Below are 26,732 nucleotides of genomic sequence, written 5' to 3' on the forward strand. Positions count from 1 at the left end.
GCCCCCGGGGGGCTCCAGTACCTTGTACGCGTGTCAGAGCCGTCTCCCACCCGTCCCAAGCGTCGCGGCCGCCTCCTGCGTTCCCTGGCGGCCCTGTTGGTCCTGTGCGGCGTCGTCGCCTACCTCGTGGTGCAGTACGTCACCGGGGGCGGCGCGGCGCGCGGCTGCACCGTGGTGTCGGCGTCCGGTGCCGGGGCGTCGTACGACTTCACTCCGGAGCAGGCGATGAACGCGGCGACGATCGCCGCGGTCGGCACCGGGCGCGGGATGCCCCGGCGGGCGGTGACGATCGCCCTCGCGACCGCTCTGCAGGAGTCGGAGCTGCGCAACATCGAGCACGGCGACCGGGATTCGCTGGGTCTGTTCCAGCAGCGCCCCTCGCAGGGCTGGGGCACCGAGGGGCAGATCATGGACCCCACCTACGCGGCGGGCATCTTCTACGCGCACCTGGCGAAGGTGCCGGACTACGCGGGCCTGCCGCTGACGGTGGCCGCGCAGCGGGTGCAGCGCAGCGGCTACCCGGAGGCGTACGCCAAGCACGAGCCGGACGCCACGCTGCTCGCGGCGGCGCTGACCGGGCAGGCCGCGGCCACACTGACCTGCGACGGGCGCCCGGAGCGCACGGCGGAGGCGACCGGTCCGGACGCGGTACGGGCCGCGCTGGTACGGGACTTCGGACGGGACGCGCTCCAGGAGACCGGTGCGGTGGTGGGCGGTACGCCCGTGCCGTCGCCGTCCCCCTCGCCGAGCGTGACCGCGACCGCGCACGGGCGGACGGTGACGGTTCCGGTGGCCGAGGGCACCCGGGCCGACGCGGCCGGGCGCGGCGAGCGGCAGCGGGGCTGGCAGCTGGCGCAGTGGGCGGTCGCCAACTCCTCGGCGCTGCACATCGAGCGGGTGTCGTACGCGGGGCGGGAGTGGACCGCCGGCCTGCACGGCGACGAGTGGCGGACGGCGCGGCCGGGCGGCACGGCCGGCGCGGAGAAGTCCCTGGGGGCGGTCCGGATCGTCACCGGACAGTAGTGCGGCGCCTCACCCCTCGGGGTTGTGCGGGCCCGGTCGGCCGAGCGTTCCGCGTGGGTGGCGGTCCGGGTTCCGCAACCCTTGGGAATTCAGGGCCGGAAGGATTCTGCGAGCTGTCCGGCGGATCTTGTTTGCCCGTTTTTATCCACACCTGATAATGCGATGCGTTATCCATTCTTTACCTGGGGCGTCCGCAACCTTCGCGGACTTCGAGCGGTAGTCACGGCGTCCGAGCGCGGAGACGAGCCCGGACACAGACCGTTCTCTCCCGTCGAATGGAGCATCATGTCCCTCCCTCTGACCCGCCGGATCGCCCGTGCCGCGCTGCTCGTCGCAGCGGGAGCGGCAGCCGGGGTCGGTGCGGCCGGCTCCGCCGGTGCGGCCACGAACCTGCCGGCGGCCACCCCGAACCTGGGCGGCCTGACGGCCCTGGACGGGGCGCACGTGGGCAACACCGTCGATGGTGCCGCGCAGAACGCCTCCTCCCTCGTGGGCGACACGGGCGGCAAGGCCGTCAAGCAGGCCGTGCCGGCCGCGGGCAAGACCGGCGGCGGTGCCGTGAAGAAGACGGCGCCCGCGGCGCAGAAGGCCGCGGGGGACGCGGCTGGCGCCGCCGGGGGTGTCCTCGGGGACGCCGCCGCCGGGGCGACGAAGGGCGGCCTGCCGACGGACGCGCTGGCCAAGGGCGGCCTGCCGACGTCGTCCCTGCCGACGAAGGGTCTCCCGCTGGGCGGCTGACCCCCACCGCACGACCGCCGACGGGCCCGGAGTTCCCTCCGGGCCCGTCGGCCTTGGCCCGCGTGCGCGCCGGCGGTGGCGCGGGGTGTCACAGGCGGGCGGCGGCCGCCCGGATCCGTTCGTCCGTCGCCGTGAGGGCCACGCGGACGAAGTTCCGGCCCGCCTCGCCGTAGAAGTCGCCGGGGGCCACGAGGATGCCCAGGCCGGCCAGGTGGGCGACGGTGTCCCAGCAGGACTCGTCGCGGGTGGCCCACAGGTAGAGGCTGGCCTCGCTGTGCTCGATGCGGAAGCCGTGACCGAGCAGCGCGGTCCGCAGGGCCTCCCGGCGGGCCGCGTAGCGCTCGCGCTGGACACGGACGTGTTCGTCGTCGCCGAGGGCCGCCACCACGGCCGCCTGGGTCGGCGCGGAGGTCATCATGCCGCCGTGCTTGCGGATCTCCAGCAGGGGGCCGAGGACGGCCGGGTCGCCGGCGACGAAGGCCGCGCGGTAGCCCGCCAGGTTGGAGCGCTTGGAGAGGGAGTGGACGGCGACGATGCCGTCGTAGGAGCCGCCGTTCACGTCCGGGTGCAGGACCGAGACCGGGTCGGCCTCCCAGCCCAGCTCCAGGTAGCACTCGTCGGAGACGAGCAGCACGCCGTGCTCGCGGGCCCAGGCCACGATGCCGGTCAGGTCCTCCTTGGAGAGGACCTTGCCCGTGGGGTTGGACGGCGAGTTCAGCCAGAGGAGCTTCAGGCCCGCCGGGTCCAGTTCGCGCGGGTCGTCGTAGACCTCGTAGCCGGCCCGGGCCAGCCGGGCGCCGACCTCGTAGGTCGGGTAGGCGAGGCGCGGGTAGGCCACCTTGTCGCCGGGGCCGAGGCCCAGCTGGGTCGGCAGCCAGGCCACCAGTTCCTTGGAGCCGACGACCGGCAGGACGTGCCGGTGGGTGACGTCACGGGCGCCCAGCCGACGCTCCAGCCAGCCGGTGATCGCGTCGCGCAGCGCGGGGGTGCCCCACACGGTCGGGTAGCCCGGGGAGTCGGCCGCGTCGATCAGGGCCTTCTGGATCAGCTCGGGCACCGGGTCGACCGGGGTGCCGACGGAGAGGTCGACGATGCCCTCGGGGTGGGCCGCGGCGGTCTTCTTGTACGGCTCCAGCTTGTCCCAGGGGAACGCGGGAAGGCGGTCGGAGACTGCGGACACGGTCAGTGGCTCACTTTCGTCTGGTGCGGCGAAAACGCCTCGGTCCCGTACGGCGGCGATCGGGGCGATCGGGCCGTACGGGACCGAGGCGGCGCGAAGTGGCGGGCCGCTTGGCGCCTAAACGGTCACTCGCCCTGCGGCGGCAGCGCGGCGATGAAGGGGTGGTCGCGCTCGATCAGCCCCAGCTTGCTGGCACCGCCGGGAGAGCCCAGCTCGTCGAAGAACTCGACGTTCGCCTTGTAGTAGTCCTTCCACTCCTCCGGAGTGTCGTCCTCGTAGAAGATCGCCTCGACCGGGCAGACCGGCTCACAGGCACCACAGTCGACGCATTCGTCCGGGTGGATGTACAAGGACCGCTGGCCCTCGTAGATGCAGTCGACCGGGCACTCCTCGATGCACGCCTTGTCCTTGACGTCGACACAAGGCTGCGCGATGACGTAGGTCACGCTGTCGTTCCTCCTCGATAGGGCGCTGGCGGGCCTCCTCAGGCTCCGCCGCCTGGCGCGCGGGAGCGCGGCGTCGTCGATGCCCGCCCCTAGTATCTCCGTTCCGGAGCATGATCCGAACAGGAGGGGTGAACTGACCAGTGGAAATCTCGGCGGCAGGACGTCTGGAAGTCCGCATCACCCCCGATGACGTGGGAAAACGGGTGTCGGTTCGGTGCCGATACGAACACGGCTCGGCACAGGAGAAGTTCACCGACACGGTCGGTGTTCTCACATCATGGGATGATGGCGTGCTCATGATCACACGCCGGGACGGGAAAAGCGTCCGGATCCCGGAATCGACGCTGGTCGCGGGCAAGGTCGTGCCGGCCGCCCCGGCGCGGCGCCGCGGGCCCGCCGCCACCTACACCGAGCTGGCGCACGTCGCCTCCCGCGCCTGGCGGCCGGTGGAGAGCGAGCGGCTCGGCGAGTGGGAGCTGAGAGCGGCGGCCGGATTCACCCGACGGGCCAACAGCGTGCTGCCGCTCGGTGATCCCGGGCTTCCGCTCGACGCGGCCCTGGAGGCCGTACGACGCTGGTACGGCGAGCGTGGCCTGCCCGCCTACGTGCAGACCGCCACCGGAGCCGAGGGCACGCAGGAGCTGCTGTGCGCGGAGCTGGAGCGGCGCGGCTGGGAGCGGGAGGTGACCGCCGAGCTGTGGACCGGTGCGCTGGCGCCGGTCGCGGACCGGGCCGAGGGCGCGGGTGTGGTCCTGTCCCGGGAGGCGGACGAGGCGTGGCTCGCCCGGTACCGGCGCAAAGGGGTGAGCGAGGTGGCTCTGCGGGTGCTCGGCGGCGGGCCGTCGGTGTGGTTCGCGACGGTGCCCGGCGCCGCGGGCGAGGCGCCGGCGGCGATCGGGCGGTGCGTCGTGGACGGCCGGTGGGCCGGGTTCGCGGCGGTCGAGGTGGATCCCGGCCGGTGGCGGGAGGGGCTTGCCACCGAGGTGATGGCCGCGCTGGCGCGGCGCGCGCTGGACGAGGGAGCGTCGGCGGGCTGGCTCCAGGTCGAGACGGACAACGACGGCGCCCGGGCGCTCTACGCCGCCCTGGGCTTCGCCAAGCACCACGCCTACCACCACTACCGGGCGCCCGGCGGGCGTGACGCTCCCGAGTCGGCGCAGGACGGCCCGCGGGGGGACACGGCGTCCGGTCCCGGACGGTCGTAGGAAGCGCCGTGGAAGGGCAAGAGCCAGTCATGGGTCACCCGTATCTGCCGCCCCCGTACCCGCCCCCGCCGGAGCGGTCCGCCGAGCTGCGGCAGCGGTTCGCCGAGGAGGCCCGTTCGGAGCGGCCGGACCTGTCGGGGCTGTGCCTGCTGATCGGCGCGGAGGCGGACGGCTCGCTGGACGAGAGGGGCATGGACGAGGCACAGCTGGAGCTGGACCGGCTGGCGGGCGCGCTGCCGTACCGCCCGGGCGGGCCTCGCGCGTGGGCGGAGGCCGTACGGCGGCTGCTCGGCACGGAGCACGGCTTCCACGGGACCCCGGCCGACTACCAGCGGCTGGAGTCCTCGCTGCTGCACGAGGTGCTGCGGCGGCGGCGCGGGCTGCCGATCCTGCTGTCGGTGGTGTGGATGGAGGTCGCCCGCCGCGCGGGGGCCCCGGTGTACGGCGTCGCGCTGCCGGGGCACTTCGTGGTGGGCTTCGGCCCGGCGGAGGAGCAGGTGCTGGCCGACCCGTTCGACGGGGGGCGGCTGCTGACCGGGACCGACGCCGAGCTGCTCGTCGCCGGAGCCACCGGTGCGCCGCTGGACGCCTCGATGCTGGAGCCGGCGGCGCCCCTGGAGGTCGTCCAGCGCATCCTGAACAACATCCGGGCGTGGGCGGCGGCCCGGCCCGAGCGGTCCGACGTGGCGCTGCGGGCCGTGGAGCTGGCCCTGCTGATCCCCTCCCATCCGGCCCGGCTGCGCTACGAACGCGGGCAGCTCCTGGTGCAGCGCGGCGAGTTCACCGCGGGCGCCGAGGAGCTGGACACCTATGCCGAGCTGATCGAGGTCGTCGACGAACCGGCCGCCCGCAAGGTGCGGCAGCAGGCGCACACCGCCCGGGCGATGCTCAACTGAGCCTCACAGCCAGCCCTTCTCCCGTGCCGTCCGCACCGCCTCAGCCCGGTTGCGCACCGCCAGTTTCTGGATGGCGGTGGAGAGGTAGTTGCGGACCGTGCCCTGGGAGAGGTGCAGGATGCCCGCCAGTTCCGCGTTGGTGGCGCCGTCGGCCGCCGCACGGAGCACCTCGCGTTCGCGTTCGGTGAGCGGGTTGGCGCCCTCGGCGAGCGCGGCCGCGGCGAGCGTGGGGTCGATGACCCGCTCGCCGGACAGCACCTTGCGGATCGCCTCGGCGAGCTGGGCGGCCGGGGCGTCCTTCACGAGGAAGGCGTCGGCGCCCGCCTCCATGGCGGTGCGCAGGTAGCCGGGCCGGCCGAACGTGGTGAGGACGACGAGCTTGACCGCCGGGTGCTCGCGGTGCACCCGGGCCGCCGCCTCGATGCCGGTGCAGCCGGGCATCTCGATGTCGAGCAGCGCCACGTCCACGTCGTGCGCGGCGACGGCCGCGAGCACCTCGTCCCCGCGCGCGACCTGGGCGACGACCTCGATGTCGTCCTCCAGCCCGAGCAGGGCGGCCAGCGCCTCGCGGACCATCGACTGGTCCTCGGCCAGCAGGACCTTGATCGTGCTCGTCATGCCCCGGATCCTACGTCCCCCGAAGGGGGCGTGGGCACGCGGGCGACCAGCCGGAACCCGTGCCTGACCCGGCCCGCCTCCAGGGTGCCGCCGGCCTTCTCCAGACGCTCCGTCAGTCCGGTCAGGCCGTTGCCGGGGCCCCCGCCCGCGCCCCCGGATCCGTTGTCCTCGACGACGAGTTCGAGGACCGGGCCGTCCAGGGTCTGGCGGTGCGCGAGCCGGATCAGGCAGCGGTCGGCGCCGCTGTGCCGGACCACGTTGGTGACCGCCTCGCGCAGCGACCAGGCGAGCGCGGACTCGGTCTCCTCGGGGACACCGGCCGTCTCCGGTTCGGCGGGCACCTCGGCGGTGACGCCGGCCGCGGTCAGGGCGACGTGGGCGCCGGCGAGTTCGGCGGCGAGGCGGGGGCGCCGGTAGCCGGTGACGGCCTCCCGGACGTCCACCAGGGCCTGGCGGCTGACCTGTTCGATGTCCGCGACCTGCTGGGCGGCCTTGTCGGGATGGTCGGGCAGCATACGGCCGGCCAGTTCGCTCTTCAGCGTGATCAGCGACAGCGAGTGGCCGAGCAGGTCGTGCAGGTCGCGGGCGAGCCGCAGCCGCTCCTCGTTGGCGGCCAGCTGCGCGACGGTCGCCCGGGCCTTGCGCAACTCCACGGTGGTGCGGACCAGTTGCCCGACGCCGACCATCGCGAAGCCGATGAGCAGCACGAGGAGCAGTTCGACGTCCACCTCCCGCACGCCCCAGCGCAGCCCGGTCAGGTAACTGAGCGCGGCCGTCGCCGGGATCGCCCAGTAGGCGGCCCGCACCGGCAGGGTCGCGCCGCAGGCGACCGAGACGTAGACGAACAGCCCGAGCCAGGAGGTGCCGAGGGAGGCGGCCAGCGCGGGGGCGAGGACGGCGAGGACCGCGAGCAGGGAGACGACGGTCCTCGGTGCGAAGGGCCGGCCCATGTTGCGGAAGACCAGCGACAGGTAGGTGGCGACGAAGAGGGTGAGGCCGGCCGCGCCGGCCACGGTGGCGCCCGTCGTGTGGTGGCCGCCCGCCAGGTCCTGGACGGGGTTGCCGAGGAAGATCAGCCAGACGCCGATCCACAGCAGCTTGACCATCAGCTCGCGGCGGTTGCGGGGCCCCTGGCCGATCCGCACCTGGGGGTCCGGCCGGCTCTCACAGGTCCGCGGGTCTTCCGTCATGGTGCTCACGCCTTCAGCGTGTCCTTCCGGTACAGCCAGGCCGCGCCGCCCGCGAAGAGGACGAAGTAGACGGCGAGGATCGCGACGTCCGTCACGCTCGGGGCCTGGCTCTGTTCGATCGACCGCCCCAGTGCAGCGTACGCGTGCGTGGGCAGCCACTTCGCGATGTCCTGGAGGATCCGCGGGAAGGTGGTGGACGGCATCCACAGACCGCCGAGGATGGACAGACCGAAGTAGATGATCATCGTGATCGGCCGGACCGCGTCCCCGGAGGCCAGGTACCCGATGGCCACGCCGAGCGCGGCGAAGACCAGGCTGCCGGCCCAGATCACCCCGGTGAGGGCGAGCCACTGCCAGGCGTCCAGGTGGACGTGCTTGATCGCGGCGGCGGCGAGGAAGACCACGACGACCGACGGCAGGCTCACCACGGCGGCGCTGGCGATCTTGGCGAGGACGTAGCCGCGTCCGGGCAGCGGGGTCAGCCGCAGCTGCCGTACCCAGCCGTTCTCGCGCTCCTTGGCGATGCGCTCGCTGTTGCCCATGAGGACGGCGGTCAGGGCGCCGAAGGAGGCCATGGAGACCATCAGGTAGGTGGCGACGGTCAGGCCCGTGCCGTCGATCCTGTCCTCGGAGCCGGCGCTGCTGGCGAAGATCAGGAACAGGAACGAGGGGTAGAGCACCGAGAAGAACAGGAACTTCTTGTTGCGCAGGGCGCGGGTGAGTTCCAGCTTGATGAGCGCGTTCATGACTGCTTGGCCTCCTCGGCCTCCGTGATGGCGACGAAGGCCTGCTCCAGACCGAGGCCGGCGACTTCGAGGTTGCGGGGGTAGACACCGAGGCCGTACAGGGCGTGGACGGTGGCGTCGGCGTCGGAGGACTGGATGCGCACGGTCTGACCGGACACGTCGATCGAGGTGAGGAAGGGCAGGGCGCGCAGGGCCGCCTCGTCGGGTGCGCCCTCCAGGTCGAAGGCGATCCGCCGGGCGCCCGCCGTGGCCTTGATCTCGGCGGCCGTGCCGTCGGCGAGGAGCCGGCCGCGGTGCAGCACCAGGACCCGGTCGGCGATGGCGTCGGCCTCTTCGAGGTAGTGGGTGGCGAAGAGGACCGTACGGCCCTGGTCGGCCTGCTCGCGCATGGTGGCCCAGAAGGCCTGGCGGGCGGAGACGTCCATGCCGGTGGTCGGCTCGTCCAGGAGGATCAGGTCGCTGTCCCCCGCGGTGGCGAGGGCGAAGCGGACGCGCTGCGCCTGGCCGCCGGAGAGCTTGTCGACCTTGCGGTCGGCGATCTGGGTGACGCCGGCCCGGGCGAGCACGTCGGACACCGGGTACGGCCGCGGGTGGAGGGAGCAGGCCAGCTTCACCATCTCGGCGACGGTGACCTCGTCCATCAGTCCGCCGCTCTGCAGCATGGCGCCGACCCGGCCGGCGACGATCGCCTCGCGCGGGCTGGTGCCGAACACGCTCACCGTCCCGGAGTCGGGCTGCTTGAGCCCGAGGAGCAGGTCGAGGGTGGTGGACTTGCCGGCCCCGTTCGGGCCGAGGAGCGCGACGGTCTCGCCGGGGTTCAGCCGGAGCGAGAGCCCGTCGACGGCCCGGACGCTGCCGTATGTCTTGGTCACCTGGTCGAACCCGACCACCGGGGTGGTCGTGGCCGGTGCCGCTGTCGTCGTCATGCCGTCCATGCTGGCCGAACGGCCCCGGGGCCCGGCAGTGTCGGCGGTCCTGACCACCGGATGACAGATGTCATGCCGGCCGGGTGACGGGACGCGGCAAAGGGGGGCGCCCCGTGGACGCCCCCCTTGTGCGGCGGGCTAGTTCGGGTCGGTCTCGATGACCGCGACCCGGTTCGTCCTGCTGGTGAGTGCCTGGCGCAGGGCGAGGTAGACGTCGTTCGGTGTCACGGGCGTCTTCTTGCCGTTGCCGCGGGCGATCAGGACCCCGTCGAAGGTCTGGCCGTACAGCTGCTGAAGGGCCTTCAGATCGGGCTTGTCGACCAGCTTGCCGTTGACGGCCGTCACCCTGAGGAACTTCCACAGCGAGTTCTCGGGGCTCAGCGGGACCGAGTGCGCCGCGTCCGTCTGCACGGTCACCTTGCCGGACATCGCCGGGTTCGCGAAGTCCTTCATCATCCGGTCGACCTCGGCGTTCGAGACCGTCGGCTGCCGGGTGGTCGTCGGCACGGTGACCGGGGTGGGCGTGCCCGTCTCCACCAGCGTGCGGTAGGCCCGTTCGACCGCCGGCCCGGACCGGGCCGCGTCGACGGCCTTGCCCGCCTTGCCGTAGACGGCCACGGCCTTGCCGGACTGGAACCTGACGGTGCCGTCGGTGACCGAACCCGCGCCCGAACCGCCGCCGGCCTGCTGGAGGGCGGCCTGCAGCTTCTCCTCGTCCACCGGCATGACCGGCTCGACCACGCGCTTCTGCCCGAACAGGGAGCCGACGACGTTGACGGGGTTGTAGTCGCTCTTCGCGGCCTCGCTCACCGTGGCCTGGTAGTCGAACTGCAGACCGGCGTTCTCCGGCGTGAGGGTGACCGTCCGGCCGCCGACGGCGAGCTTCAGCGGCTTGTTCACCCGGCTGCCGAACGCGTCGTCGAGCTTCTTGACCGCGTCGTCGCGGGTGCCGCCGCCGATGTCGACGCCGAGCACGGTGGTGCCCTTGGGCACGTCCGTGCGGTTCATCAGCAGTCCGGCGCCGTAGGCGCCGCCCGCGAGGACCACCACGACGGCGCCGAGCAGCACCAGCTTGCTGCGGCCCTTCTTCTTCGGCTTCGGCGTCGCCTTGGGGGCGGCCGGCGCCGGCGCGGACGGCGTGCGCGAGGCCGGGCCGTCGGTGTGCGCGGCGGAGCCGAACGGCGGGGTGCCGGGGCCGGGGACGACCGGGATGCCGCTGGTGACGGTGTGGCCGGAGACGTTGTCGGCGACCGGCGCGCGGTAGCCGGGGCCGGTCGGTTCGGGGGCCGGCTTCTGCGGGGTGAGGATCGCGGTGTCGTCGCTCAGTCCGCCGCCGGGACCGCGGCCGGCGGGGCCGGCGCCCGGAGCGCCGGGACCGCTGAGGTCGGCGATGTCGGCGAGGGCACTGCGCGCCGGCGGGGTGTTCCGCCCGCCGGGACCGCCGTAGCCGCCCGTGCCGGGCGGACCGGCGGGGCCGTCGAAGGGCTCGCCCCGCTCCATGCCGAAGGGGCCGACCGGCGGCGGCAGAAGGGTGCCGTCCCCGGTGACCGGGCCGCCGGTGGGGCCGGCCGGGCCCTGCGGGCCGCCGTGGCCGCCGGGGCCGCCCGGTCCGCTGTAGCCGCTGGGACCGCCGGGACCTCCGTGCCCGTTGCCGCCGTTCGCCCCGGCACCGCCGAAGCCGTCCTGGCCGTGGGTGCCGGTGCCGTCGAGGGCGTCGCCGCCGTTCTCCGCGAAGTACGGCAGGTCGTCGCGGCGCGGTTCGCCGGCGCCGCTCGCACCGGGGCGGGGACCGCCGCCGCGGGAGCCCGCGGCCAGTGCCTCGGTCACGTCGAAGGAACCGGTGCCACCGCCGTGTCCCGGGGCGACCGGACCGCCGGTGGCGCCGGGCAGGCCCTTGCCGTTCGTGGCTCCGGGACGCGGGGCGCCCGGCACGCTCATGGAGCCGACGACACCGCCGGGACGGCCGCCGCTCGGGCGCGCGCCGGTGGTACCGGCCGCGCCGGACGCTCCGGGACCACCCGGACGGGCCCCCGGCGCGCCGGGGGCCACCGGGGCCGCGGGCGCGGCGGCGGAACCGCCGGGCGTCCCGGCCCCGTTCGTGCCGCCGCCGGCCGGACCGGCCTTGCCGGCGGAGGACTTGCGGGGCGCGAACCAGTCGCTGGTCTTCTCCTCGCCCCCGGCCGGGGCCGGGGACGCGGGCTCGGCGGGGGCCTCGGCGGCGCGGGGTGCCGGCCGCTCGGCCGCGGGCCGCGGCTCGGCGGCGGGTGCTTCCTCCACGGCGCCGTCGGTGTCCCCGACGGGCTTGCGTACGACGACCGGCGGGATGGGCCGCGAACCGGGGATGTTGATCCGGATCCGCGTCGTCAGCGTCGTCTCGGTCTTCTTCTCCTCCGACCGCGCGCCGGAACGACCCGTGTCCGTACCGGCGTCGGAAGCCATGGGGGTCCCGTACGGCGGCGTGCCGGAGGGGTATGCGGCTCCACCGTGCCCGTTGGGCCCGGGGGACGGAGTGTCAGTTTCACGACTCAAGGCAGGTTCTCCCAGTTGGCTCCACCGCCCGTTTCGACCTCACTGCTCTGAGGTCCCCCCGACTCGCGCCAGGTCGAGAGCTTGGGGGAGGCTCGGCGGCGCGCACCACCATACTGGCCGCTTCTGGCGCTTATCCCATGACCGCCGAGGAAACCCACACCGGACTCGCACGCGCGCCGTACGGCGAAGTGGTACGTCACTTGCCAAGTCGGGCGGAGCCGCCGCCGGGTTGCCGTCCGGCACCAAGGGTGGCACAGATCACAGCGACGGCCATGCCACCGAGCAGGAAGAGATAGGAACCGGCTCCCGCGCCGAAGAAGAAGTCGCCTTCGGGACGGGCGGTGGTGAGCAGGATGACGGCGACGATCCAGCCCGCCGCGGGCGCCACCGCCCCGCCCCGTCCGCCGGTGGCGTAGGACCCGCCGAGGAAGGCGCCGGCCGCGCCCGCGAGGGCGAGCAGCAGGCCGCCCGGGAACCAGCCGCCCTGGACCAGGGTTCCGGCGAACGCGACGACCGCGCCCAGCAGGAACAGGCCGACGTAGGCGACGGCCCGTCCGGCGGAGGGCGCTCGCAGGGGCTGGGTGAGCAGCGAGCCCGGTGCGTCCTTGCTCATGACGCCTCCTCGAGGCCGCCGAACAGGTCGGTCCCCGCGCCCTGCGCCGGACCGCGCACCAACTCGTAGTACTCGGTGGTGAACAGCGGCTGGGCGAGTTCGTTGGAGAGCGCGAAGTACGGCTCCGCCACCTCGATCTGGGTGGCGTGGGCACGCATCGCGGCGGCCTTGGCGGAGGCGTGGGCGGCGCCGTCGATCGTGGTGGTGATCCGCTCGTCGTCCACCACACCCGGCACGTCGTCCACGGACGCGCTCTTGTCGAACGGCAGTGCGGACAACTCGTCCTGGAGGCGGCTGAAGGCGGCCTCGGCGACGGACCGCGGGACGCGGTTCCAGTAGACCCGGTCGACGCGGTGGCCGCGCTCGGCCGCCAGGTCGACGGCGCGCATGGCGACGCGGTGGGCCTGGATGTGGTCGGGGTGGCCGTAGCCGCCGTGGTCGTCGTAGGTGACGACGACCTGGGGGCGGACCTCCAGGATCACCTCGGCGAGCCGCCCGGCGGCCTCGTCCACGCCGGCCTGCCAGAAGCAGCCGGGGTCCTCGTTGTCGGGGATGCCCATCATCCCGGAGTCGCCGTACCGCCCGGCCCCGCCGAGCAGCCGGCCGTCCTCGACGCCCAGCGCGCGCAGGGCGGCGGCCAGCTCGCCGCGCCGGTGCGCGCCCAGTGCCGGGCCCGTCAGATGCCGCAGCTCCGGCGGGATGACCTCGCCGCGCTCGCCGAGGGTGCAGGTGACCAGCGTCACATGGGCACCCTCGGCCGCGTACCGGGCCATGGTCGCGCCGTTGTTGATCGACTCGTCGTCCGGGTGCGCGTGCACCAGCAGCAGACGCCGGGCTGGCAGTTCCGTCATGGGACCACCCTACGAGGTCGCCGCGACGGCGCCCGTCAGAACTTGATGCTGCCGATCATGCTGGCGACGTTCGTCGTCAGCTCGCTGATCGTCGGCGCGACCGTCGAGGAGGCGAGATAGAAGCCGAGCAGGACGCAGATGACCGCGTGCCCGCCCTTCAGTCCCGACTTCTTGATCAGCAGGAAGACGATGATCGCCAGCAGCACCACCGCCGAAATCGAGAGTGCCACGGCGGCTCACCTCCAATAGATCGCCAGATCCGGAACAGTCGAGCAAATCCATGCGGACGCCAGCAGGTTCATACCCACACAGCGGTAGTGATCATAACTATCCGTGCTCGCGCATCGCTCGGCGCACGGCCGCACAAGGGGGCGCATGGCCAATATGGTCGGGGTATGACGACCGAGCCTGACTCCTTCCCCCGTCGGCACGCCCGGACCCAGCGGTTCACGCTCGGCGCGCCGCGTGCGTTCACCGTGGCGCCCGACGGTTCACGTGTCGCGTTCCTGCGTTCCGGCTCCGGCACGGACCGGGCCAACTCCCTGTGGGTGCTGGACCTGCCGGAGGGCGGTGAGCGCCTCGCCGCCGACCCGGGCGCCCTGCTCGCCGGCGCCTCGGAAGAGCTCTCAGCCCAGGAGCGGGCGCGCCGGGAGCGCAGCCGTGAGGGCGGCGCCGGCATCGTCGGCTACGCCACCGACGCCACCGTGGAGTTGGCGTCTTTCGCCTTGTCAGGGCGGCTTTTCACGGCCGAGCTGCGGGCCGGAACGGCACGTGAACTCCGGGTTCCGGGGCCGGTGATCGACCCGCGTCCGGCCCCCGACGGCCGGCACATCGCGTATGTCGCGCGGGGTGCGCTGCGGGTGGTGGGCGCGGAGGGCGAGGGCGACCGGGTGCTCGCCGAGCCGGAGTCGGAGCACGTCACCTACGGCCTCGCGGAGTTCGTCGCGGCCGAGGAGATGGGGCGTTCGCGGGGCTTCTGGTGGGGTCCCGACGGGCATCGGCTGCTCGTCGCGCGGGTGGACGACACGCCGGTGCGGCAGTGGTGGATCGCGGACCCGGCCAACCCCGGAAGTGAGCCGAACCACGTCAGGTACCCCGCGGCGGGCACTCCGAACGCCGACGTACGCCTCTTCGTGCTCGGCCTCGACGGGGAGCGCACGGAGGTCGCGTGGGACCGGTCCCGCTATCCGTATCTGGCCCATGTGCACTGGTCGGAGGCGGGTGCGCCGCTGCTGCTGGTGCAGGCGAGGGACCAGCGCAGCCAGCTGTTCCTGGCGGCGGACCCGGACACCGGTGCGACCCGGATGGTGCACGCCGACGAAGATCCAACATGGCTGGAACTTTTCCCTGGAGTGCCCTGCTGGAGCCCCTCCGGGCAGCTCGTCCGGATCGCGGACGAGGGCGGCGCACGCCGTCTCGCGGTCGGGGAACGGCCGTTGACCAGCGGCCAGTTGCACATTCGTGCGGTACTGGACGTGGGTGCGCACGACGTACTCGTTTCCGCCTCGGCGGGAGAGGACGCGGAGACCCCCGAGACCGGCGAGATCCACGTGTACCGGGTGAACGAGCTGGGCGTGGAGCGCGTGTCGCAGGAGCCCGGTGTCCACACGGCGGTCCGGGCCGGGGAGGTGACCGTGCTGCTGTCCGCGACCCTCGACAGGCCGGGCACCGGTGTCCAGGTGCTGCGTGACGGAAAACCGGCGGCCGCTGTCCGCTCGTACGCCGAAGATCCCGGTATGTCCCCCCGGGTGACCCTCACCGAGGGGGGCGCACGCCGAATTCCGTGCGCCGTGCTTATGCCACGGGACTACCACGGAGACACTCCCCTGCCGGTACTCCTCGACCCCTACGGCGGTCCGCACGGCCAGCGGGTCGTCGCCGCCCACAACGCCCATCTGACCTCGCAGTGGTTCGCCGACCAGGGCTTCGCGGTGATCGTCGCCGACGGCCGGGGCACCCCGGGCCGTTCACCGGCCTGGGAGAAGTCGATCCGGGACGAGGTCGCGGCCACCGTCCTGCAGGACCAGGTCGACGCCTTGCACGCCCTCGCCGACCGGTACCCGCTCGACCTGGACCGGGTGGCCGTACGGGGCTGGTCCTTCGGCGGCTACCTGGCCGCGCTCGCCGCGCTGCGCCGCCCCGACGTCTTCCACGCGGCGGTGGTCGGCGCGCCCGTCACCGACCTGCGGCTGTACGACACCCACTACCAGGAGCGCTACCTGGGCCACCCGGAAGAGCAGCCGGAGGTCTACCGCCGCAACTCGCTGATCGACGACGCCGGCCTGGTCGATCCCGCCGAGCCGCACCGGCCGATGATGATCATCCACGGTCTGGCGGACGACAACGTGGTCGTCGCCCACTCCCTGCGGCTCTCCTCGGCCCTGCTGGCGGCCGGCCGGCCGCACGAGGTCCTGCCGCTGTCCGGGGTGACGCACATGACCCCGCAGGAGACGGTCGCCGAGAACCTGCTGCTGCTCCAGGTGGACTTCCTGCGGCGCGCACTGGCACTGCCGGGCACACCCGGGTGAACCGCGTTTACACGCAGGCAACTTGACGGAAGCGGTACCGATATACGGACACGGAAGGCTGTCCAGCGTACGGCCGTGCGGGTGCCGTGGGCGGGCCGGGATGCACCATGTCATCCCGGCCCGTCGCCGTTCCCCCGGCCCGGGGTGCCCGACGGCCGCGGCGGCCCCTCCTCGGGCGGCACCACCCGCTTCTCCTCCGCGAAGTGGCAGGCCGAGTCGTGCGCCGCGGGCCCCCCGGTGTCGCGGAAGACGGCGGGCACCGCGAGGGCCGGCACCTCCCGCGCGCACCGCTCCTGCGCCTTCCAGCAGCGGGTGCGGAAACGGCAGCCGGAGGGGACGTTCGTCGGCGAGGGCACGTCGCCCGCGAGGAGGATCCGCTCGCGGTGCTCCCGGGCCTCCGGGTCGGGGACCGGTACCGCCGACAGCAGCGCCTGGGTGTACGGATGGGTGGGGTGGTCGTAGATCTCGGCGTCCCTGCCGATCTCCACGATCCGGCCGAGGTACATGACGCCGACCCGGTCCGAGATGTGCCGGACGATCGACAGGTCGTGCGCGATGAAGACGTAGGAGAGGTCGAACTCCGCCTGGAGCCGGTCGAGCAGGTTGACCACCTGGGCCTGCACCGAGACGTCCAGGGCGGACACCGGCTCGTCGGCGACGATGACCTCGGGGCGCAGCGCCAGTCCCCGTGCGATGCCGATGCGCTGGCGCTGGCCGCCGGAGAACTGGTGCGGGTAGCGGTTGATGTACTCCGGGTTGAGGCCGACCACGTCCAGCAGTTCCTGGACCCTGCGACGCCGCTCGCCCTTGGGTGCCGCCTCGGGGTGGATGTCGTACGGCTCCCCCACGATGTCGCCCACCGTCATCCGGGGGTTGAGCGAGGTGTAGGGGTCCTGGAAGACCATCTGGATGTTGCGGCGCACGGCCTTCAGAGCCCGGCCGGACAGCCGGGTGATGTCCTCGCCCTTGAACCGGATGACGCCCGCCGTCGGCCGCTCCAGATGGCAGAGCAGCTTCGCGACCGTGGACTTGCCGCAGCCCGACTCCCCGACGATGCCGAGGGTCTCGCCCCGGCCGAGGGTGAAGTCGACGCCGTCGACCGCCTTCACCGCTCCGACGTGCTTGCGGAACACGATGCCGCGGGTCAGCGGGTAGTGCTTGACGAGGCCGCCGACCTCCAGGATCGGCTCAGTGGTCGGCGCCATCGAGGCACTCCCTCCAGAAGTGGCAGGCGCTGCCGCGCACTTCGGACACCTCGTACAGCGCGGGCTCGTCGGTGCGGCACACGTCCCGGGCCATCGGGCAGCGCGGGTGGAAGGAGCAGCCCGGCGGGATGCGGGTCAGGTTCGGCGGGAGTCCCTTGATGGCGTACAGCTCCTGCCCCTTCTGGTCCAGGCGCGGGATGGAGTCCAGCAGCCCTCGGGTGTAGGGGTGGGCCGGGGCCTTGTAGATGTCGTGCACGGGCGCGGACTCGACGATCTTCCCCGCGTACATCACCGCGATCCGGTCGGCGACGTCCGCGACCACCCCGAGGTCGTGCGTGATGAGGATGAGCCCCATGCGGTACTCGCGCTGCAACTCCGCGAGCAGGTCCATGACCTGGGCCTGCACGGTGACGTCCAGGGCGGTGGTGGGCTCGTCGGCGATGACGAGCGCCGGCTCCAGGGCCAGCGCCATCGCGATCATGATGCGCTGACGCATGCCGCCGGAGAACTGGTGGGGGTAGTCCCGCGCCCGCTGGGCGGCGGCCGGGATGCGCACCCGGTCCATCAGCTCGACGGCCCTGGCCCGGGCGTCCTTCTTCGACGCCCCCCGGTGCACGACGAACATCTCCGCCAGCTGGTCCCCCACGGAGAGCACCGGGTTGAGGGCCGAGAGCGCGTCCTGGAAGATCATCGCCATCTGCGCGCCGCGGATCCTGCGCCGCTCCTCCTCCTTGAGCGTGAGCAGGTCCTGCCCCTGGAAGAGGATCCGCCCGCCGGTGATCCGCCCGGGCGGCATGTCCAGGATCCCCATCACCGCCTGCGCGGTCACCGACTTGCCGGAGCCGGACTCGCCGAGCACCGCCAGCGTCTCCCCCGCGTCCACGCCGTAGCTCACCCCGTTGACGGCGTGCGCGACGCCGTCCCGGGTACGGAACTCCACCCGCAGATCGCACACTTCGAGCAGCACGGCACCATCACCTCAGCTTCGGGTCGAGGGCGTCGCGGACCGCGTCGCCGAGCATGATGAAGGCCAGGACGGTGACGGCCAGGGCCCCCGAGGGCCACAGCAGGGCGTGCGGGGCGTTGCGGATGTACGGGGACGCTGCGGAGATGTCGATCCCCCAGGAGACGCTGGGCGGCTTGAGGCCGACGCCGAGGTAGGACAGGGTCGCCTCCAGGGCGATGTAGGTGCCGAGGGCGATGGTCGCCACGACGATCACCGGCGCGACGGCGTTCGGGGCGATGTGCCGGAGCAGGATCCGGGAGTCCGAGGCGCCGAGGGCGCGGGCGGCCTGCACGTAGTCGTTCTGCTTGGCGGTGATGACCGAGCCGCGGGCGATGCGCGAGATCTGCGGCCAGCCGAGCAGCACCATGAACCCGATGACCGGCCAGACCGTATTGCTGGTCACGACGGAGAGGAGGACGAGACCACCGAGGACGACCGGGATGGCGAAGAAGACGTCGGTGACGCGGGACAGGAGCGAGTCCCAGATCCCGGTGAAGTAGCCCGCGAGTCCGCCGAGCACCGAACCGAGGACGGCCACGCCGAGCGTGGCCAGCACACCGACCGTGACCGAGGTGCGGGCGCCGTACACGGTGCGCGTGTAGACGTTGCAGCCCTGGCCGTCGTACCCGAAGGGGGCACCCGGCCCCGGCCCGTCCTGGGCCTTGGCGAGGTCGCACTGGAGCGGGCTGCCGGAGGCGATCGCCGACGGCCACAGGGAGATGAAGACCAGGAACAGGATGACGAGGCCGGAGAGGATGAAGACCGGGTTGCGCCGCAGGTCCCGCCAGGCGTCGGACCACAGCGAGCGCGGCTTGCCCTGCGCTCCCGTCCCCTCGCGTCCTCCCGGCGCCCCTTCGAGCGTGACCGCCTCGCTCGCCCCGAGGTCCATCGCGCCGCCCATACCGGTCCCCGCGATCGCGCCCTCGGGCTCGTACGGCTGCTCAGGCATAGCGGATCCTCGGGTCGAGTACGGCGTAGAGCAGGTCGACGAGCAGGTTGGCGACGAGGAAGACCAGGACGAGCACGGTCACGAAGCCGACGACCGTCTGGGTGTTCTGCCGCAGGATGCCCTGGTAGAGCTGGTAGCCGACGCCGTGGATGTTGAAGATCCGCTCGGTGACGATCGCGCCGCCCATCAGCGCGCCGATGTCGAAGCCGATGAAGGTGACCACCGGGATCAGGGAGTTGCGCAGCAGGTGCCGGGTGATGACCCGGTGGCGGGGCAGGCCCTTGGCGGTCGCCGTGCGGACGTAGTCGGCCCGCTTGTTCTCGGCGATGGAGGTACGGGTGAGCCGGGTGACGTAGGCGAGCGAGACGGAGGCGAGGACCAGGCCGGGCACGATCAGCTCGTCGAAGCTCGCCGCCGGCGAGACGGAGGGCTTGATCCAGCCCCACTCGACGCCGAGCAGCAGCTGGAGCAGCAGGCCGGTGACGAAGGTGGGGACGGAGATGACGACGAGGGTCAGGACGAGGACCGAGGTGTCGACGGGCCGGCCGCGCCGCAGTCCGGTCACCACGCCGAGGGCGATGCCGACGACGATCTCGAAGAGGATCGCGACGATCGTGAGCCGGATGGTGACCGGGAACGCCGTGGCCATCAGCTCGGTGACCGGCTGGCCGTTGAACGCCGTCCCGAAGTCCCCGGTGAAGACGTTCCCCATGTAGGTCAGGTACTGCTGCCACAGCGGCTTGTCGAGGCCGAACTCCTTCTTCAGCTGGGCGGCCGTCGCCGGGTCGCAGGAGCGCTCACCGCACAGCCCGGCGATGGGGTCGCCCATCACGTTCACCATGAGGAAGATCAGCAGGGTGGCCCCGATGAACACCGGGATCATCTGGAGCAGCCGCCTGGCGACGTAGCGTCCCATGCCGCTCAGCCGACCTTGATCTCGTTGTAGACCGGCACGCTGAAGGGGTTCAGGGCCACGTGGGACAGCCGGGCGGAGTAGCCGGCGCTGCCGTTCTGGTACCAGAGCGGGACGGCGGCCATGTTGTCCCGCACCACGCCCTCGGCCTGCTGGAAGAGCGCGATCGCCTTGGGGGTGTCGCTCTCGGCGTTGGCCTCGTCGACGAGCCGGTCGAACCGCTTGTCGGACCACTTGCCGTCGTTGGAGGAGGCGCCCGTGTAGTACAGCGGCTGCAGGAAGTTCTGGATCAACGGGTAGTCCATCTGCCAGCCGGCCCGGAAGGGACCGGACATCCTGTGCTGGGTGATCTGGTTGCGGAAGTCGGCGAAGGTGCCGATCGGGTTGCCGACGCAGGCCGTGTCGTTGCCGAGCGCGTTGTTGATGGAGTTGCACACGGCGTCCACCCACTGCTTGTGCGAGCCCGAGTCCGCGTTGTAGGTGATCTTCAGCCGGCCGCCGGGGATGCCGCCGCCCTCCTCGATCAGCTGCTTCGCCCGGACCGGGTCGTACTCGCAGGCGGGGCCGCACAGGCCGGCCTTGAAGCCGCCGTCGACGCCGAGGACCGGGGAGGTCCAGTCGGTGGCCGGGGTGCGGGTGCCGCGGAAGATGGTCTCGGTGATCTGCTTCCGGTTGATGGCCATCGACAGGCCGGTGCGGACCTTCCGGGCGCCGGCGGTGTTCCACTTCGGGTCGTAGAACGGGAAGGCGAGGGTCTGCAGGATGCCGGCCGGGGTGTTGATGTAGCGGCCGTCCAGGTCGGTCTCGACGTTCTTGAGCTGGGCGGCGGGCACGTCGTCCACCAGGTCGAGGTTGCCGGCCAGCACGTCGGTGTACGCGGTGCTGGTGTCGGTGTAGACCAGCAGGCTCACGCCGTCGTTGCGGGCGCGGTCGGGGCCCGGGTAGGCGCTCCACTTCCGCAGGGCCATGGCGGAGCCCTTGGTGTACGACTGGACCTGGTACGGCCCGTTCCCGACCGGCCTGCTCACCCAGGCCGCGTGATCGGTGAAGAACGTGCGCGGCAGCGGGGCGAAGGCGACGTAGCCGAGGGTGTCGGGGAAGCTGGAGAACTTCTGGTTGAGCCGGACGGTGAACGTGCGCGGGCCGGTGACCTTGAGCCCCGAAAGGGTGTCGGCGGTCTGGGCGCCGCTGTCGGGGTGGACCTTGTCGTAGCCCTCGATGTAGCCGAAGAAGTAGGCGTTCTTCTGGTTGTTGCGCAGGCTCGCGCCGTAGTTCCACGCGTCGACGAAGGAGCTCGCGGTGACCGGCTCCCCGTTGCTGAACCGCCAGCCGTCCTTGACGGTGACGCTGAAGTTCCGCGAGTCGGTGGTGTCGATCCGCTCGGCGAGCATGTCGGTGGCCTTGCCCGTCCTCGGGTCGTACCGCTTGAGGCCGCGGAAGATCATGTCGAGCACCTTGCCGCCCTGCACCTCGTTGGTGTTGGCGGGCTCCAGCGGGTTCTGCGGGTCGCCCCAGGAGGAGGTCAGCGTGCCGGGACCGCCGACGCCGCTCGCGCCGCTTCCGCAGGCGACGGCCAGGAACACCAGGGCGAGCGCGCCGGCGGTCCGCCCCACAGGCCCGGTTCCCCGCATGGCGTGCCTCCTCCGTGACTATTGGTCCATTAACGGTCAATATCACGAATAAGGGACAGAATGGTATGTTCCGATGGGTCGACGGGCCGGAACTCAGCCGGATGCACGCGCGGCGGTCCACCCCCGGCGGGAAATCGGACACCCTCACCGACCGACAGGGGCCACATCCGGTGGATCTTGTTCCGGATGCGCAATAGATCTTCGGGCAACGATGCCGAAACGTTGGATTCCGACGCGTCGATGTACGCATTTCGACATACCACCGTCCGTATATCGAACTTCTTGCCCGAATAGTCCAGTTGGTCCGATGTGAAGCACGGATTGATTACAGGGCGCTACCCGCGTAGCTACGGAACAGTCAAGCGTGAGCAAAGAAGGTAAATAGACAACCAAGCCGACCGAGAATTTATTGACCTTGAATGAATTGCGTTGAAAAAGTCCGGCGTAGCCCGTAGGGGAGCGCCCTGCGGAGTCATCTCTGACCCACCCTTGGGCCGCAGGAGCACCATGACCCTCCCAACTCCATCTACGGCTGTCCCCCTCGAGGTGACCGACGAGTCCGCCGCGAAGTCGATCGCTTCCGGTGACTCGAAGGGCAGCGAGGGGCGTTCTCCGGGACGACTTGCCTGGAAGCGCTTCAAGCGCGACCGGACGGGTGTCATATCCGCCTGCATCGTGATCTTCTTCTTCGTGATCGGCATCGCTGCGCCGCTGATCTCGAAGCTGTACGGCAAGGACCCGTACACCACCTACGCGAGCCAGGACCCGAGCCTGCTCGACGCCTTCTCGTACCCCGCGGGGCCCAACGGAGGCATGAGCTCCGACTTCTGGTTCGGCATCGAGCCGCAGCTCGGCCGGGACGTCTTCAGCTTCCTGCTGTACGCGATCCGCAACTCGCTGGGCATCGCGGCCGCGGCCACGGTCCTCACCACGGTCGTCGGCGTCGTGGTCGGCGTCACGGCGGGCTACCTCGGCGGCAAGACGGACTACCTCGTCGGCCGGGTCATCGACATCCTGCTGTCGTTCCCGTCGACCCTGTTCTTCATCGCGTTCATGCCCGTCGTCTACGGCATCTTCGTCAAGCCGGACGACAACATCCCGACCGGACTGGTCGTCCTCTCCCTGATCGTCGTGCTGTCCGCCTTCGGCTGGGCGTCCATCGCCCGACTGCTGCGAGGCCAGGTACTCGGTCTGCGCGAGCGTGAGTTCGTCGAGGCGGCGAAGGTCACGGGCGCATCTCCGATGCGCATCGTGTTCAAGGAGTTGCTGCCCAACCTGTGGACTCCGATCATCATCCAGTCCACGCTCATGCTTCCGGCGTACGTGACCGCCGAGGCCGGTCTGGCCTTCCTCGGCGTCGGCGTCACCGACCCCACCCCCGACTGGGGCGTGATGATCGGCCGCGGCGCCACGTTCTACACCGAGGACATCACCTTCATGCTCTTCCCGGGCCTCGCCATGGTGATCTTCGTCCTCGCCTTCAACCTGCTCGGCGACTCCGTGCGTGACGCACTCGACCCGAAGTCGAAGCGGTAGCAACGCAGTTCCACCCGGCCCGGGGCGGTGACACCCGGCTGGTCCCGTCTGTTCCGATCAATCCTCTAGGCAGGCTCAGCATGTCCTTTTCTCGTCGAAACTTCCTGATCGCCACCGGTGTGGTGGCCGCCTCCTCGTCGGTGCTGAGCGCCTGCAGCAGTGGCTCGAAGAGCTCCGGCCACGACAACGTGCCCTCGGTGAGCGACTCCAAGGCCGTCAACATCCCGGTCGGCACCAAGGCCGACTCGACCGGCCCGGCTCCCGAGGTCAAGGACGCGGTCAAGGGCGGGACCATCTACTCGCTCGACCAGTTCGACATGGACCACATGGACCCGGCCCAGATCTACGTCTCGACCGAGGGCGCCATCACCGTCCCGATCATGCGTGGTCTGACCGGCTACAAGCTCGACGAGAAGGGCGGCTGCACCCTCGTCGGTGACGCGGCCACGGACGCCGGCACCATGAAGAACGGCGGCAAGACCTGGTCGTTCACCCTCAAGGACGGCATCAAGTGGGAGGACGGCTCCGACCTCTCCATGGACGACGTCCGCCACACCTTCGAGCGCCTCTTCGCGTCCTTCGTGACCGAGGGTCCGCGCTACGTGCAGCAGTGGCTGGTCGGTGGCGACAAGTACAAGGGCCCGTACAGCGGCAAGGAGCTCGACTCGATCGAGGTCTCCGGCAAGACGATCACCTTCCACCTCACCGAAGCGCGCGCCGACTTCAACTACACCCTGGCGATGCGCGGCTACTCCCTGGTGCCCAAGAAGCACGACACCAAGGAGAAGTACGACAAGCGCCCGTTCTCCTGCGGCCCGTACAAGATCGGTGACCGCAAGATCGGCAAGTCGCTGACCTACGTGCGCAACGACCACTGGGACGCGAAGACGGACCCGATCCGCAACGCCTACCCGGACAAGTACGTCTTCCAGTTCGGCTTCGAGCTGATCGCCTCCACCGACCGCTACATGGCGGACAAGGGCAACGACCAGTACACGATGTCGATCTTCAACGAGGTCGCCCCGGAGCGCATCGCGCAGGTCCTCACCAACGCGAAGCTCAAGGAGCGCGTCCTCACCCAGGTCGACACGGTCACGTACTACTGGCCGATCAACATGACCCGCATCAAGGACGTCAAGGTCCGCCAGGCCATCAACTGGGCGTGGCCGCACCAGCAGCTGCAGACCATCCGCGGCGGCAAGGCGTCCAGCGAGCTGGCCACCACCATCCTCTCCCCCGTGACCCCGGGTTACGAGAAGTTCGACCTCTACGGCACGGACAAGAAGCCCGGTGGCGACCCGGTCAAGGCCAAGGCCCTGCTGAAGGAGGCCGGCAAGGTCGGCCAGAAGCTGGTCATCGCCTACCAGCACTCCGACAACGCGGTGAAGTCCGCCGTCGCGATCAAGAACGCCCTCGAGGCCGCCGGCTTCCAGGTCGTCAACAAGCAGGTCGACAAGTCGACCTTCTACACGCAGATCGGCAAGGTCGACAACGACTTCGACCTGTTCGCGGCCGGCTGGAGCCCGGACTGGCCGAACGGCTACTCGGTCTTCTACCCCTGCTGGAGCGGCAAGAACATCGGCGACGGCCGCAGCAACTACGCCCAGCTGAACGACCCGAGCGTCAACAAGGCGATCGACGCCGCGTCGAAGATCGCCGACCCGGACAAGGCCAACAAGGCCTGGGGCAACGTCGACCGCCAGATCATGGAGCTGGCGGCGGTCGTCCCGGACTACCACTCCATCCGTAACTGGATGTACGGGTCGAAGGTCGGCAACGTCGTGTTCGACGCCGGCAACACCTGCATCGCGCTCTCCAAGCTCTACGCCAAGAAGTAAGAGCGCACGACCCCTGGGGGCGGCCATGACCTGGCCGCCCCCTCCGGCCCACCCCTCACCCCGGCGACGGCGCCCCGTCCGGAAAGTCACGCCCCATGTTCCGCTTCCTTGTCCGCCGAGTCCTCGGCGCGCTGGTCATCCTGTTGATCATCAGCGCAGTCACCTTCTGGCTCTTCTACGCCATCCCGCGTGACCCCGCCATGATGTCCTGCGGCAAGAACTGCACGCCTGACATGCTCAAGCAGGTGCGGCACAACCTGGGCATCGACCACCCGGTCCCCGTCCAGTACTGGTACTGGCTGAAGGGCATCTTCGTCGGACGCAGCTACGGCGACTTCGGCGACTGCAGCGCGCCGTGCCTCGGCTACTCCTTCGCCAACCGCGAGCCCGTCCTCGGCACGATCCTGGACCGGCTTCCGCTGACGCTCTCCCTCGCCTTCGGCGCGGCCGTCGTCTTCCTCGTCTTCGGCGTCGGCGCCGGCATGATCGCCGCCCTCAAGCAGGGCAAGTGGCAGGACAAGGCGGCCAGCTCCGCCTCGCTGGTCGGCTCCTCGCTGCAGATCTACTTCGTCGGGTACATCGCGATGTACTTCCTCGTGTTCAAGCTCGGCATCCTCGACAACCCGTCGTACACGCCGATCACCGAGGACCCGGCGTCCTGGGCCTCCGGCCTGCTGCTGCCGTGGCTGGTCCTCGCGATCATCTTCACCGCGAACTACACGCGTATGGCCCGCTCCCAGCTCGTGGAGCAGCTCACCGAGGACTACGTCCGCACGGCCCGCGCCAAGGGACTCTCCCGCCGCAACGTCTTCTTCCGCTTCGCCTGGCGTGGCGCGATGGGCCCGATCGTCACCATCTTCGGTGTCGACCTGGGCACCCTGATCGGCGGCGCGATCATCACCGAGTCCGTCTTCAGCCTCCAGGGCGTGGGCCGGCTCGCGCTCGACGCCGTGAACAAGAGCGACCTGCCCATGGTGCTCGGCGTCACCCTCCTGTCGGCCGGCGCGATCGTGATCTTCAACATCATCGTGGACGCCGTCTACGCCCTCATCGACCCGCGGATCCGGCTCGCCTGACCTCCGCCGCACCCCCTACCCCTCGCATCACCCCAGGAGCGTCCCCGTGACGAGCACCGATCAGCAGCCGTTCCTCTCCATCAGGGACCTCAAGGTCCACTTCTCCACCGAGGACGGCATCGTCAAGGCCGTCGACGGGCTCAGCTTCGACCTGATCAAGGGCAAGACCCTCGGCATCGTGGGTGAGTCGGGCTCGGGCAAGTCCGTGACGAACCTGACGATCCTGGGCCTGCACGACCGCGACCGCACCGCCATCGAGGGCGAGATCCTCCTCGACGGCAAGGAACTGCTCACGGCCACCGAAAGGGAGCTGGAGCGGCTCCGCGGCAACAAGATGTCCATGATCTTCCAGGACGCGCTGGCCTCGCTGTCGCCGTACCACACCATCGGTACGCAGATCGGCGAGACCTACCGCAAGCACACGGGCTGCTCCAGGTCCGAGGCCCGCAAGCGCGCGATCGAGATGCTGCGCCGGGTCGGCATCCCGCAGCCGGACATGCGGGTCGACGACTACCCGCACCAGTTCTCCGGCGGTATGCGCCAGCGCGCGATGATCGCGATGGCGCTGGTGTGCGACCCCGAGCTGCTGATCGCGGACGAGCCGACGACCGCGCTGGACGTGACCGTGCAGGCCCAGATCATGGACCTGCTCAAGGACCTTCAGCAGGAGTTCGGCACCGCCATCATCTTCATCACCCACGACCTCGGCGTCATCGCCGACATCGCGGACGACGTCCTGGTGATGTACGGCGGCCGGTGCGTGGAGCGCGGCACGAAGAAGGAGGTGCTGGGCGACCCGCAGCACCCCTACACGGTGGGCCTGCTCAACTCGATGCCCAGCCTGAACGGGTCGGTGGACGTCCCGCTGACGCCCATCCCGGGCTCGCCGCCCTCCCTGCTCAACCCGCCGACCGGTTGCCGCTTCCACCCTCGCTGCGCCTTCGCGGAGAAGGTGGAGGGCGGTCTGTGCTCCACCGAGCGCCCCCTGCTCGAGGTCCTGGAGGGCCGTGGCTCCGCGTGCCACCTCACGCCGGAGCAGAAGCAGGAACTCTTCGCCGACTTCGCCGCGACCCCGCACAACTGACGGAC

The 26,732-nt window shown here is 71.1% G+C and carries 24 protein-coding genes; 9 read left to right on the top strand and 15 right to left on the bottom strand.

Annotation, left to right across the window (positions count from 1 at the left end):
- Positions 1-30: 30 nt before the first annotated feature.
- Together ACF08B_RS10575 and ACF08B_RS10580 are read left to right on the top strand one after the other, a co-directional pair.
- Entirely contained in the window at positions 31-1,023 is a 993-nt protein-coding gene (locus ACF08B_RS10575) for a heavy metal transporter (RefSeq protein WP_392316991.1), read from the top strand.
- A gap of 285 nt (positions 1,024-1,308) precedes the next feature.
- Positions 1,309-1,761, top strand: coding sequence for an ATP-binding protein (locus tag ACF08B_RS10580; protein WP_073889257.1), 453 nt, complete (start codon positions 1,309-1,311; stop codon positions 1,759-1,761).
- 88 nt (positions 1,762-1,849) lie between these two features.
- Here the strand turns inward: ACF08B_RS10580 and ACF08B_RS10585 are convergent, their stop codons facing one another.
- Entirely contained in the window at positions 1,850-2,941 is a 1,092-nt protein-coding gene (locus ACF08B_RS10585) for a bifunctional succinyldiaminopimelate transaminase/glutamate-prephenate aminotransferase (RefSeq protein ID WP_093697449.1), read from the bottom strand.
- 125 nt (positions 2,942-3,066) lie between these two features.
- A complete protein-coding gene (gene fdxA / locus ACF08B_RS10590; protein WP_018561461.1) occupies positions 3,067-3,387 on the bottom strand; it encodes a ferredoxin in 321 nt (106 codons plus the stop codon).
- Positions 3,388-3,527: 140 nt separating this feature from the next.
- Here fdxA and ACF08B_RS10595 point away from each other — a divergent pair, with 140 nt between their 5' ends.
- Together ACF08B_RS10595 and ACF08B_RS10600 are read left to right on the top strand one after the other, a co-directional pair.
- Entirely contained in the window at positions 3,528-4,592 is a 1,065-nt protein-coding gene (locus tag ACF08B_RS10595) for a GNAT family N-acetyltransferase (protein WP_392316992.1), read from the top strand.
- Between the two features lie 29 nt (positions 4,593-4,621).
- On the top strand, positions 4,622-5,488 hold the full coding sequence (locus tag ACF08B_RS10600) for a tetratricopeptide repeat protein (RefSeq protein ID WP_392316993.1): 867 nt from the start codon (positions 4,622-4,624) through the stop codon (positions 5,486-5,488).
- A gap of 3 nt (positions 5,489-5,491) precedes the next feature.
- On the opposite strand, the gene ACF08B_RS10605 is transcribed toward ACF08B_RS10600, so the two are convergent.
- From ACF08B_RS10605 to ACF08B_RS10640, 8 genes are all read right to left on the bottom strand, one after another.
- Positions 5,492-6,106: a response regulator transcription factor gene (locus tag ACF08B_RS10605; RefSeq protein ID WP_093474974.1), complete on the bottom strand. Its 615-nt coding sequence runs from the start codon at positions 6,104-6,106 to the stop codon at positions 5,492-5,494.
- The gene (locus ACF08B_RS10610; RefSeq protein WP_392317285.1) at positions 6,103-7,296 is read right to left on the bottom strand and encodes a sensor histidine kinase; all 1,194 of its coding nucleotides are present in this window, start codon (positions 7,294-7,296) and stop codon (positions 6,103-6,105) included. Before ACF08B_RS10610 ends, ACF08B_RS10605 begins: the two co-directional genes overlap by 4 nt.
- Before the next feature lie 5 nt (positions 7,297-7,301).
- Positions 7,302-8,042: an ABC transporter permease gene (locus tag ACF08B_RS10615; RefSeq protein ID WP_392316994.1), complete on the bottom strand. Its 741-nt coding sequence runs from the start codon at positions 8,040-8,042 to the stop codon at positions 7,302-7,304.
- Complete coding sequence (locus tag ACF08B_RS10620; protein ID WP_392316995.1) at positions 8,039-8,968, bottom strand: ABC transporter ATP-binding protein; 930 nt, start codon at positions 8,966-8,968, stop codon at positions 8,039-8,041. The genes ACF08B_RS10615 and ACF08B_RS10620 overlap by 4 nt, the downstream gene beginning before the upstream one ends.
- A gap of 138 nt (positions 8,969-9,106) precedes the next feature.
- Complete coding sequence (locus tag ACF08B_RS10625) at positions 9,107-11,497, bottom strand: hypothetical protein (protein ID WP_392316996.1); 2,391 nt, start codon at positions 11,495-11,497, stop codon at positions 9,107-9,109.
- 196 nt (positions 11,498-11,693) lie between these two features.
- A complete protein-coding gene (locus ACF08B_RS10630; protein ID WP_392316997.1) occupies positions 11,694-12,110 on the bottom strand; it encodes a DUF6113 family protein in 417 nt (138 codons plus the stop codon).
- Positions 12,107-12,961 carry an N-acetyl-1-D-myo-inositol-2-amino-2-deoxy-alpha-D-glucopyranoside deacetylase gene (gene mshB, locus ACF08B_RS10635; RefSeq protein ID WP_392316998.1) on the bottom strand — a complete coding sequence of 285 codons (855 nt, stop codon included), beginning with the start codon at positions 12,959-12,961 and terminating at the stop codon, positions 12,107-12,109. Before mshB ends, ACF08B_RS10630 begins: the two co-directional genes overlap by 4 nt.
- 35 nt (positions 12,962-12,996) lie before the next feature.
- On the bottom strand, positions 12,997-13,191 hold the full coding sequence (locus tag ACF08B_RS10640) for a hypothetical protein (RefSeq protein ID WP_031163587.1): 195 nt from the start codon (positions 13,189-13,191) through the stop codon (positions 12,997-12,999).
- A gap of 165 nt (positions 13,192-13,356) precedes the next feature.
- Between ACF08B_RS10640 and ACF08B_RS10645 the strand changes: the two genes are divergently transcribed.
- On the top strand, positions 13,357-15,489 hold the full coding sequence (locus ACF08B_RS10645) for an alpha/beta fold hydrolase (protein ID WP_392316999.1): 2,133 nt from the start codon (positions 13,357-13,359) through the stop codon (positions 15,487-15,489).
- Between the two features lie 110 nt (positions 15,490-15,599).
- Here the strand turns inward: ACF08B_RS10645 and ACF08B_RS10650 are convergent, their stop codons facing one another.
- The 5 genes from ACF08B_RS10650 to ACF08B_RS10670 are packed head-to-tail and all read right to left on the bottom strand — an operon-like array spanning position 15,600 to position 21,193.
- Positions 15,600-16,694: an ABC transporter ATP-binding protein gene (locus ACF08B_RS10650; protein WP_093474984.1), complete on the bottom strand. Its 1,095-nt coding sequence runs from the start codon at positions 16,692-16,694 to the stop codon at positions 15,600-15,602.
- Positions 16,678-17,661 (bottom strand): ABC transporter ATP-binding protein, encoded by a 984-nt coding sequence (locus ACF08B_RS10655; RefSeq protein ID WP_392317000.1) that lies wholly within the window; start codon positions 17,659-17,661, stop codon positions 16,678-16,680. Before ACF08B_RS10655 ends, ACF08B_RS10650 begins: the two co-directional genes overlap by 17 nt.
- 7 nt (positions 17,662-17,668) lie before the next feature.
- The gene (locus ACF08B_RS10660) at positions 17,669-18,649 is read right to left on the bottom strand and encodes an ABC transporter permease (RefSeq protein WP_392317001.1); all 981 of its coding nucleotides are present in this window, start codon (positions 18,647-18,649) and stop codon (positions 17,669-17,671) included.
- Positions 18,642-19,565: an ABC transporter permease gene (locus ACF08B_RS10665; protein ID WP_392317002.1), complete on the bottom strand. Its 924-nt coding sequence runs from the start codon at positions 19,563-19,565 to the stop codon at positions 18,642-18,644. Before ACF08B_RS10665 ends, ACF08B_RS10660 begins: the two co-directional genes overlap by 8 nt.
- 5 nt (positions 19,566-19,570) lie before the next feature.
- Complete coding sequence (locus tag ACF08B_RS10670) at positions 19,571-21,193, bottom strand: ABC transporter substrate-binding protein (RefSeq protein WP_392317003.1); 1,623 nt, start codon at positions 21,191-21,193, stop codon at positions 19,571-19,573.
- Positions 21,194-21,700: 507 nt separating this feature from the next.
- On the opposite strand from ACF08B_RS10670, the gene ACF08B_RS10675 reads away from it, so the two are divergent.
- From ACF08B_RS10675 to ACF08B_RS10690, 4 genes are all read left to right on the top strand, one after another.
- A complete protein-coding gene (locus ACF08B_RS10675; protein WP_392317004.1) occupies positions 21,701-22,729 on the top strand; it encodes an ABC transporter permease in 1,029 nt (342 codons plus the stop codon).
- A gap of 80 nt (positions 22,730-22,809) precedes the next feature.
- Complete coding sequence (locus tag ACF08B_RS10680) at positions 22,810-24,567, top strand: ABC transporter substrate-binding protein (RefSeq protein WP_093697440.1); 1,758 nt, start codon at positions 22,810-22,812, stop codon at positions 24,565-24,567.
- Positions 24,568-24,662: 95 nt separating this feature from the next.
- The gene (locus tag ACF08B_RS10685; RefSeq protein WP_093474995.1) at positions 24,663-25,643 is read left to right on the top strand and encodes an ABC transporter permease; all 981 of its coding nucleotides are present in this window, start codon (positions 24,663-24,665) and stop codon (positions 25,641-25,643) included.
- Positions 25,644-25,689: 46 nt separating this feature from the next.
- On the top strand, positions 25,690-26,727 hold the full coding sequence (locus ACF08B_RS10690) for an ABC transporter ATP-binding protein (protein ID WP_392317005.1): 1,038 nt from the start codon (positions 25,690-25,692) through the stop codon (positions 26,725-26,727).
- Positions 26,728-26,732 lie beyond the last annotated feature (5 nt).

Origin of the sequence: Streptomyces sp. NPDC015139 (assembly GCF_043079785.1) — a bacterium.
In the GTDB taxonomy this organism is placed as follows: Bacteria; Actinomycetota; Actinomycetes; order Streptomycetales; family Streptomycetaceae; genus Streptomyces; species Streptomyces albidocamelliae.

What these genes read in the sequence shown, in the direction of transcription:
- ACF08B_RS10675 (WP_392317004.1), top strand. Translation starts at nt 21,701, where the DNA reads ATGACCCTCCCAACTCCATCTACGGCTGTCCCCCTCGAGGTGACCGAC.
- ACF08B_RS10580 (WP_073889257.1), top strand. Translation starts at nt 1,309, where the DNA reads ATGTCCCTCCCTCTGACCCGCCGGATCGCCCGTGCCGCGCTGCTCGTC.
- ACF08B_RS10645 (WP_392316999.1), top strand. Translation starts at nt 13,357, where the DNA reads ATGACGACCGAGCCTGACTCCTTCCCCCGTCGGCACGCCCGGACCCAG.
- ACF08B_RS10685 (WP_093474995.1), top strand. Translation starts at nt 24,663, where the DNA reads ATGTTCCGCTTCCTTGTCCGCCGAGTCCTCGGCGCGCTGGTCATCCTG.
- ACF08B_RS10630 (WP_392316997.1), bottom strand. Translation starts at nt 12,110, where the DNA reads ATGAGCAAGGACGCACCGGGCTCGCTGCTCACCCAGCCCCTGCGAGCG.
- ACF08B_RS10605 (WP_093474974.1), bottom strand. Translation starts at nt 6,106, where the DNA reads ATGACGAGCACGATCAAGGTCCTGCTGGCCGAGGACCAGTCGATGGTC.
- ACF08B_RS10650 (WP_093474984.1), bottom strand. Translation starts at nt 16,694, where the DNA reads ATGGCGCCGACCACTGAGCCGATCCTGGAGGTCGGCGGCCTCGTCAAG.
- ACF08B_RS10615 (WP_392316994.1), bottom strand. Translation starts at nt 8,042, where the DNA reads ATGAACGCGCTCATCAAGCTGGAACTCACCCGCGCCCTGCGCAACAAG.
- ACF08B_RS10680 (WP_093697440.1), top strand. Translation starts at nt 22,810, where the DNA reads ATGTCCTTTTCTCGTCGAAACTTCCTGATCGCCACCGGTGTGGTGGCC.
- ACF08B_RS10610 (WP_392317285.1), bottom strand. Translation starts at nt 7,296, where the DNA reads ATGACGGAAGACCCGCGGACCTGTGAGAGCCGGCCGGACCCCCAGGTG.
- ACF08B_RS10620 (WP_392316995.1), bottom strand. Translation starts at nt 8,968, where the DNA reads ATGACGACGACAGCGGCACCGGCCACGACCACCCCGGTGGTCGGGTTC.
- ACF08B_RS10660 (WP_392317001.1), bottom strand. Translation starts at nt 18,649, where the DNA reads ATGCCTGAGCAGCCGTACGAGCCCGAGGGCGCGATCGCGGGGACCGGT.
- mshB (WP_392316998.1), bottom strand. Translation starts at nt 12,961, where the DNA reads ATGACGGAACTGCCAGCCCGGCGTCTGCTGCTGGTGCACGCGCACCCG.
- ACF08B_RS10600 (WP_392316993.1), top strand. Translation starts at nt 4,622, where the DNA reads ATGGGTCACCCGTATCTGCCGCCCCCGTACCCGCCCCCGCCGGAGCGG.
- ACF08B_RS10670 (WP_392317003.1), bottom strand. Translation starts at nt 21,193, where the DNA reads ATGCGGGGAACCGGGCCTGTGGGGCGGACCGCCGGCGCGCTCGCCCTG.
- ACF08B_RS10665 (WP_392317002.1), bottom strand. Translation starts at nt 19,565, where the DNA reads ATGGGACGCTACGTCGCCAGGCGGCTGCTCCAGATGATCCCGGTGTTC.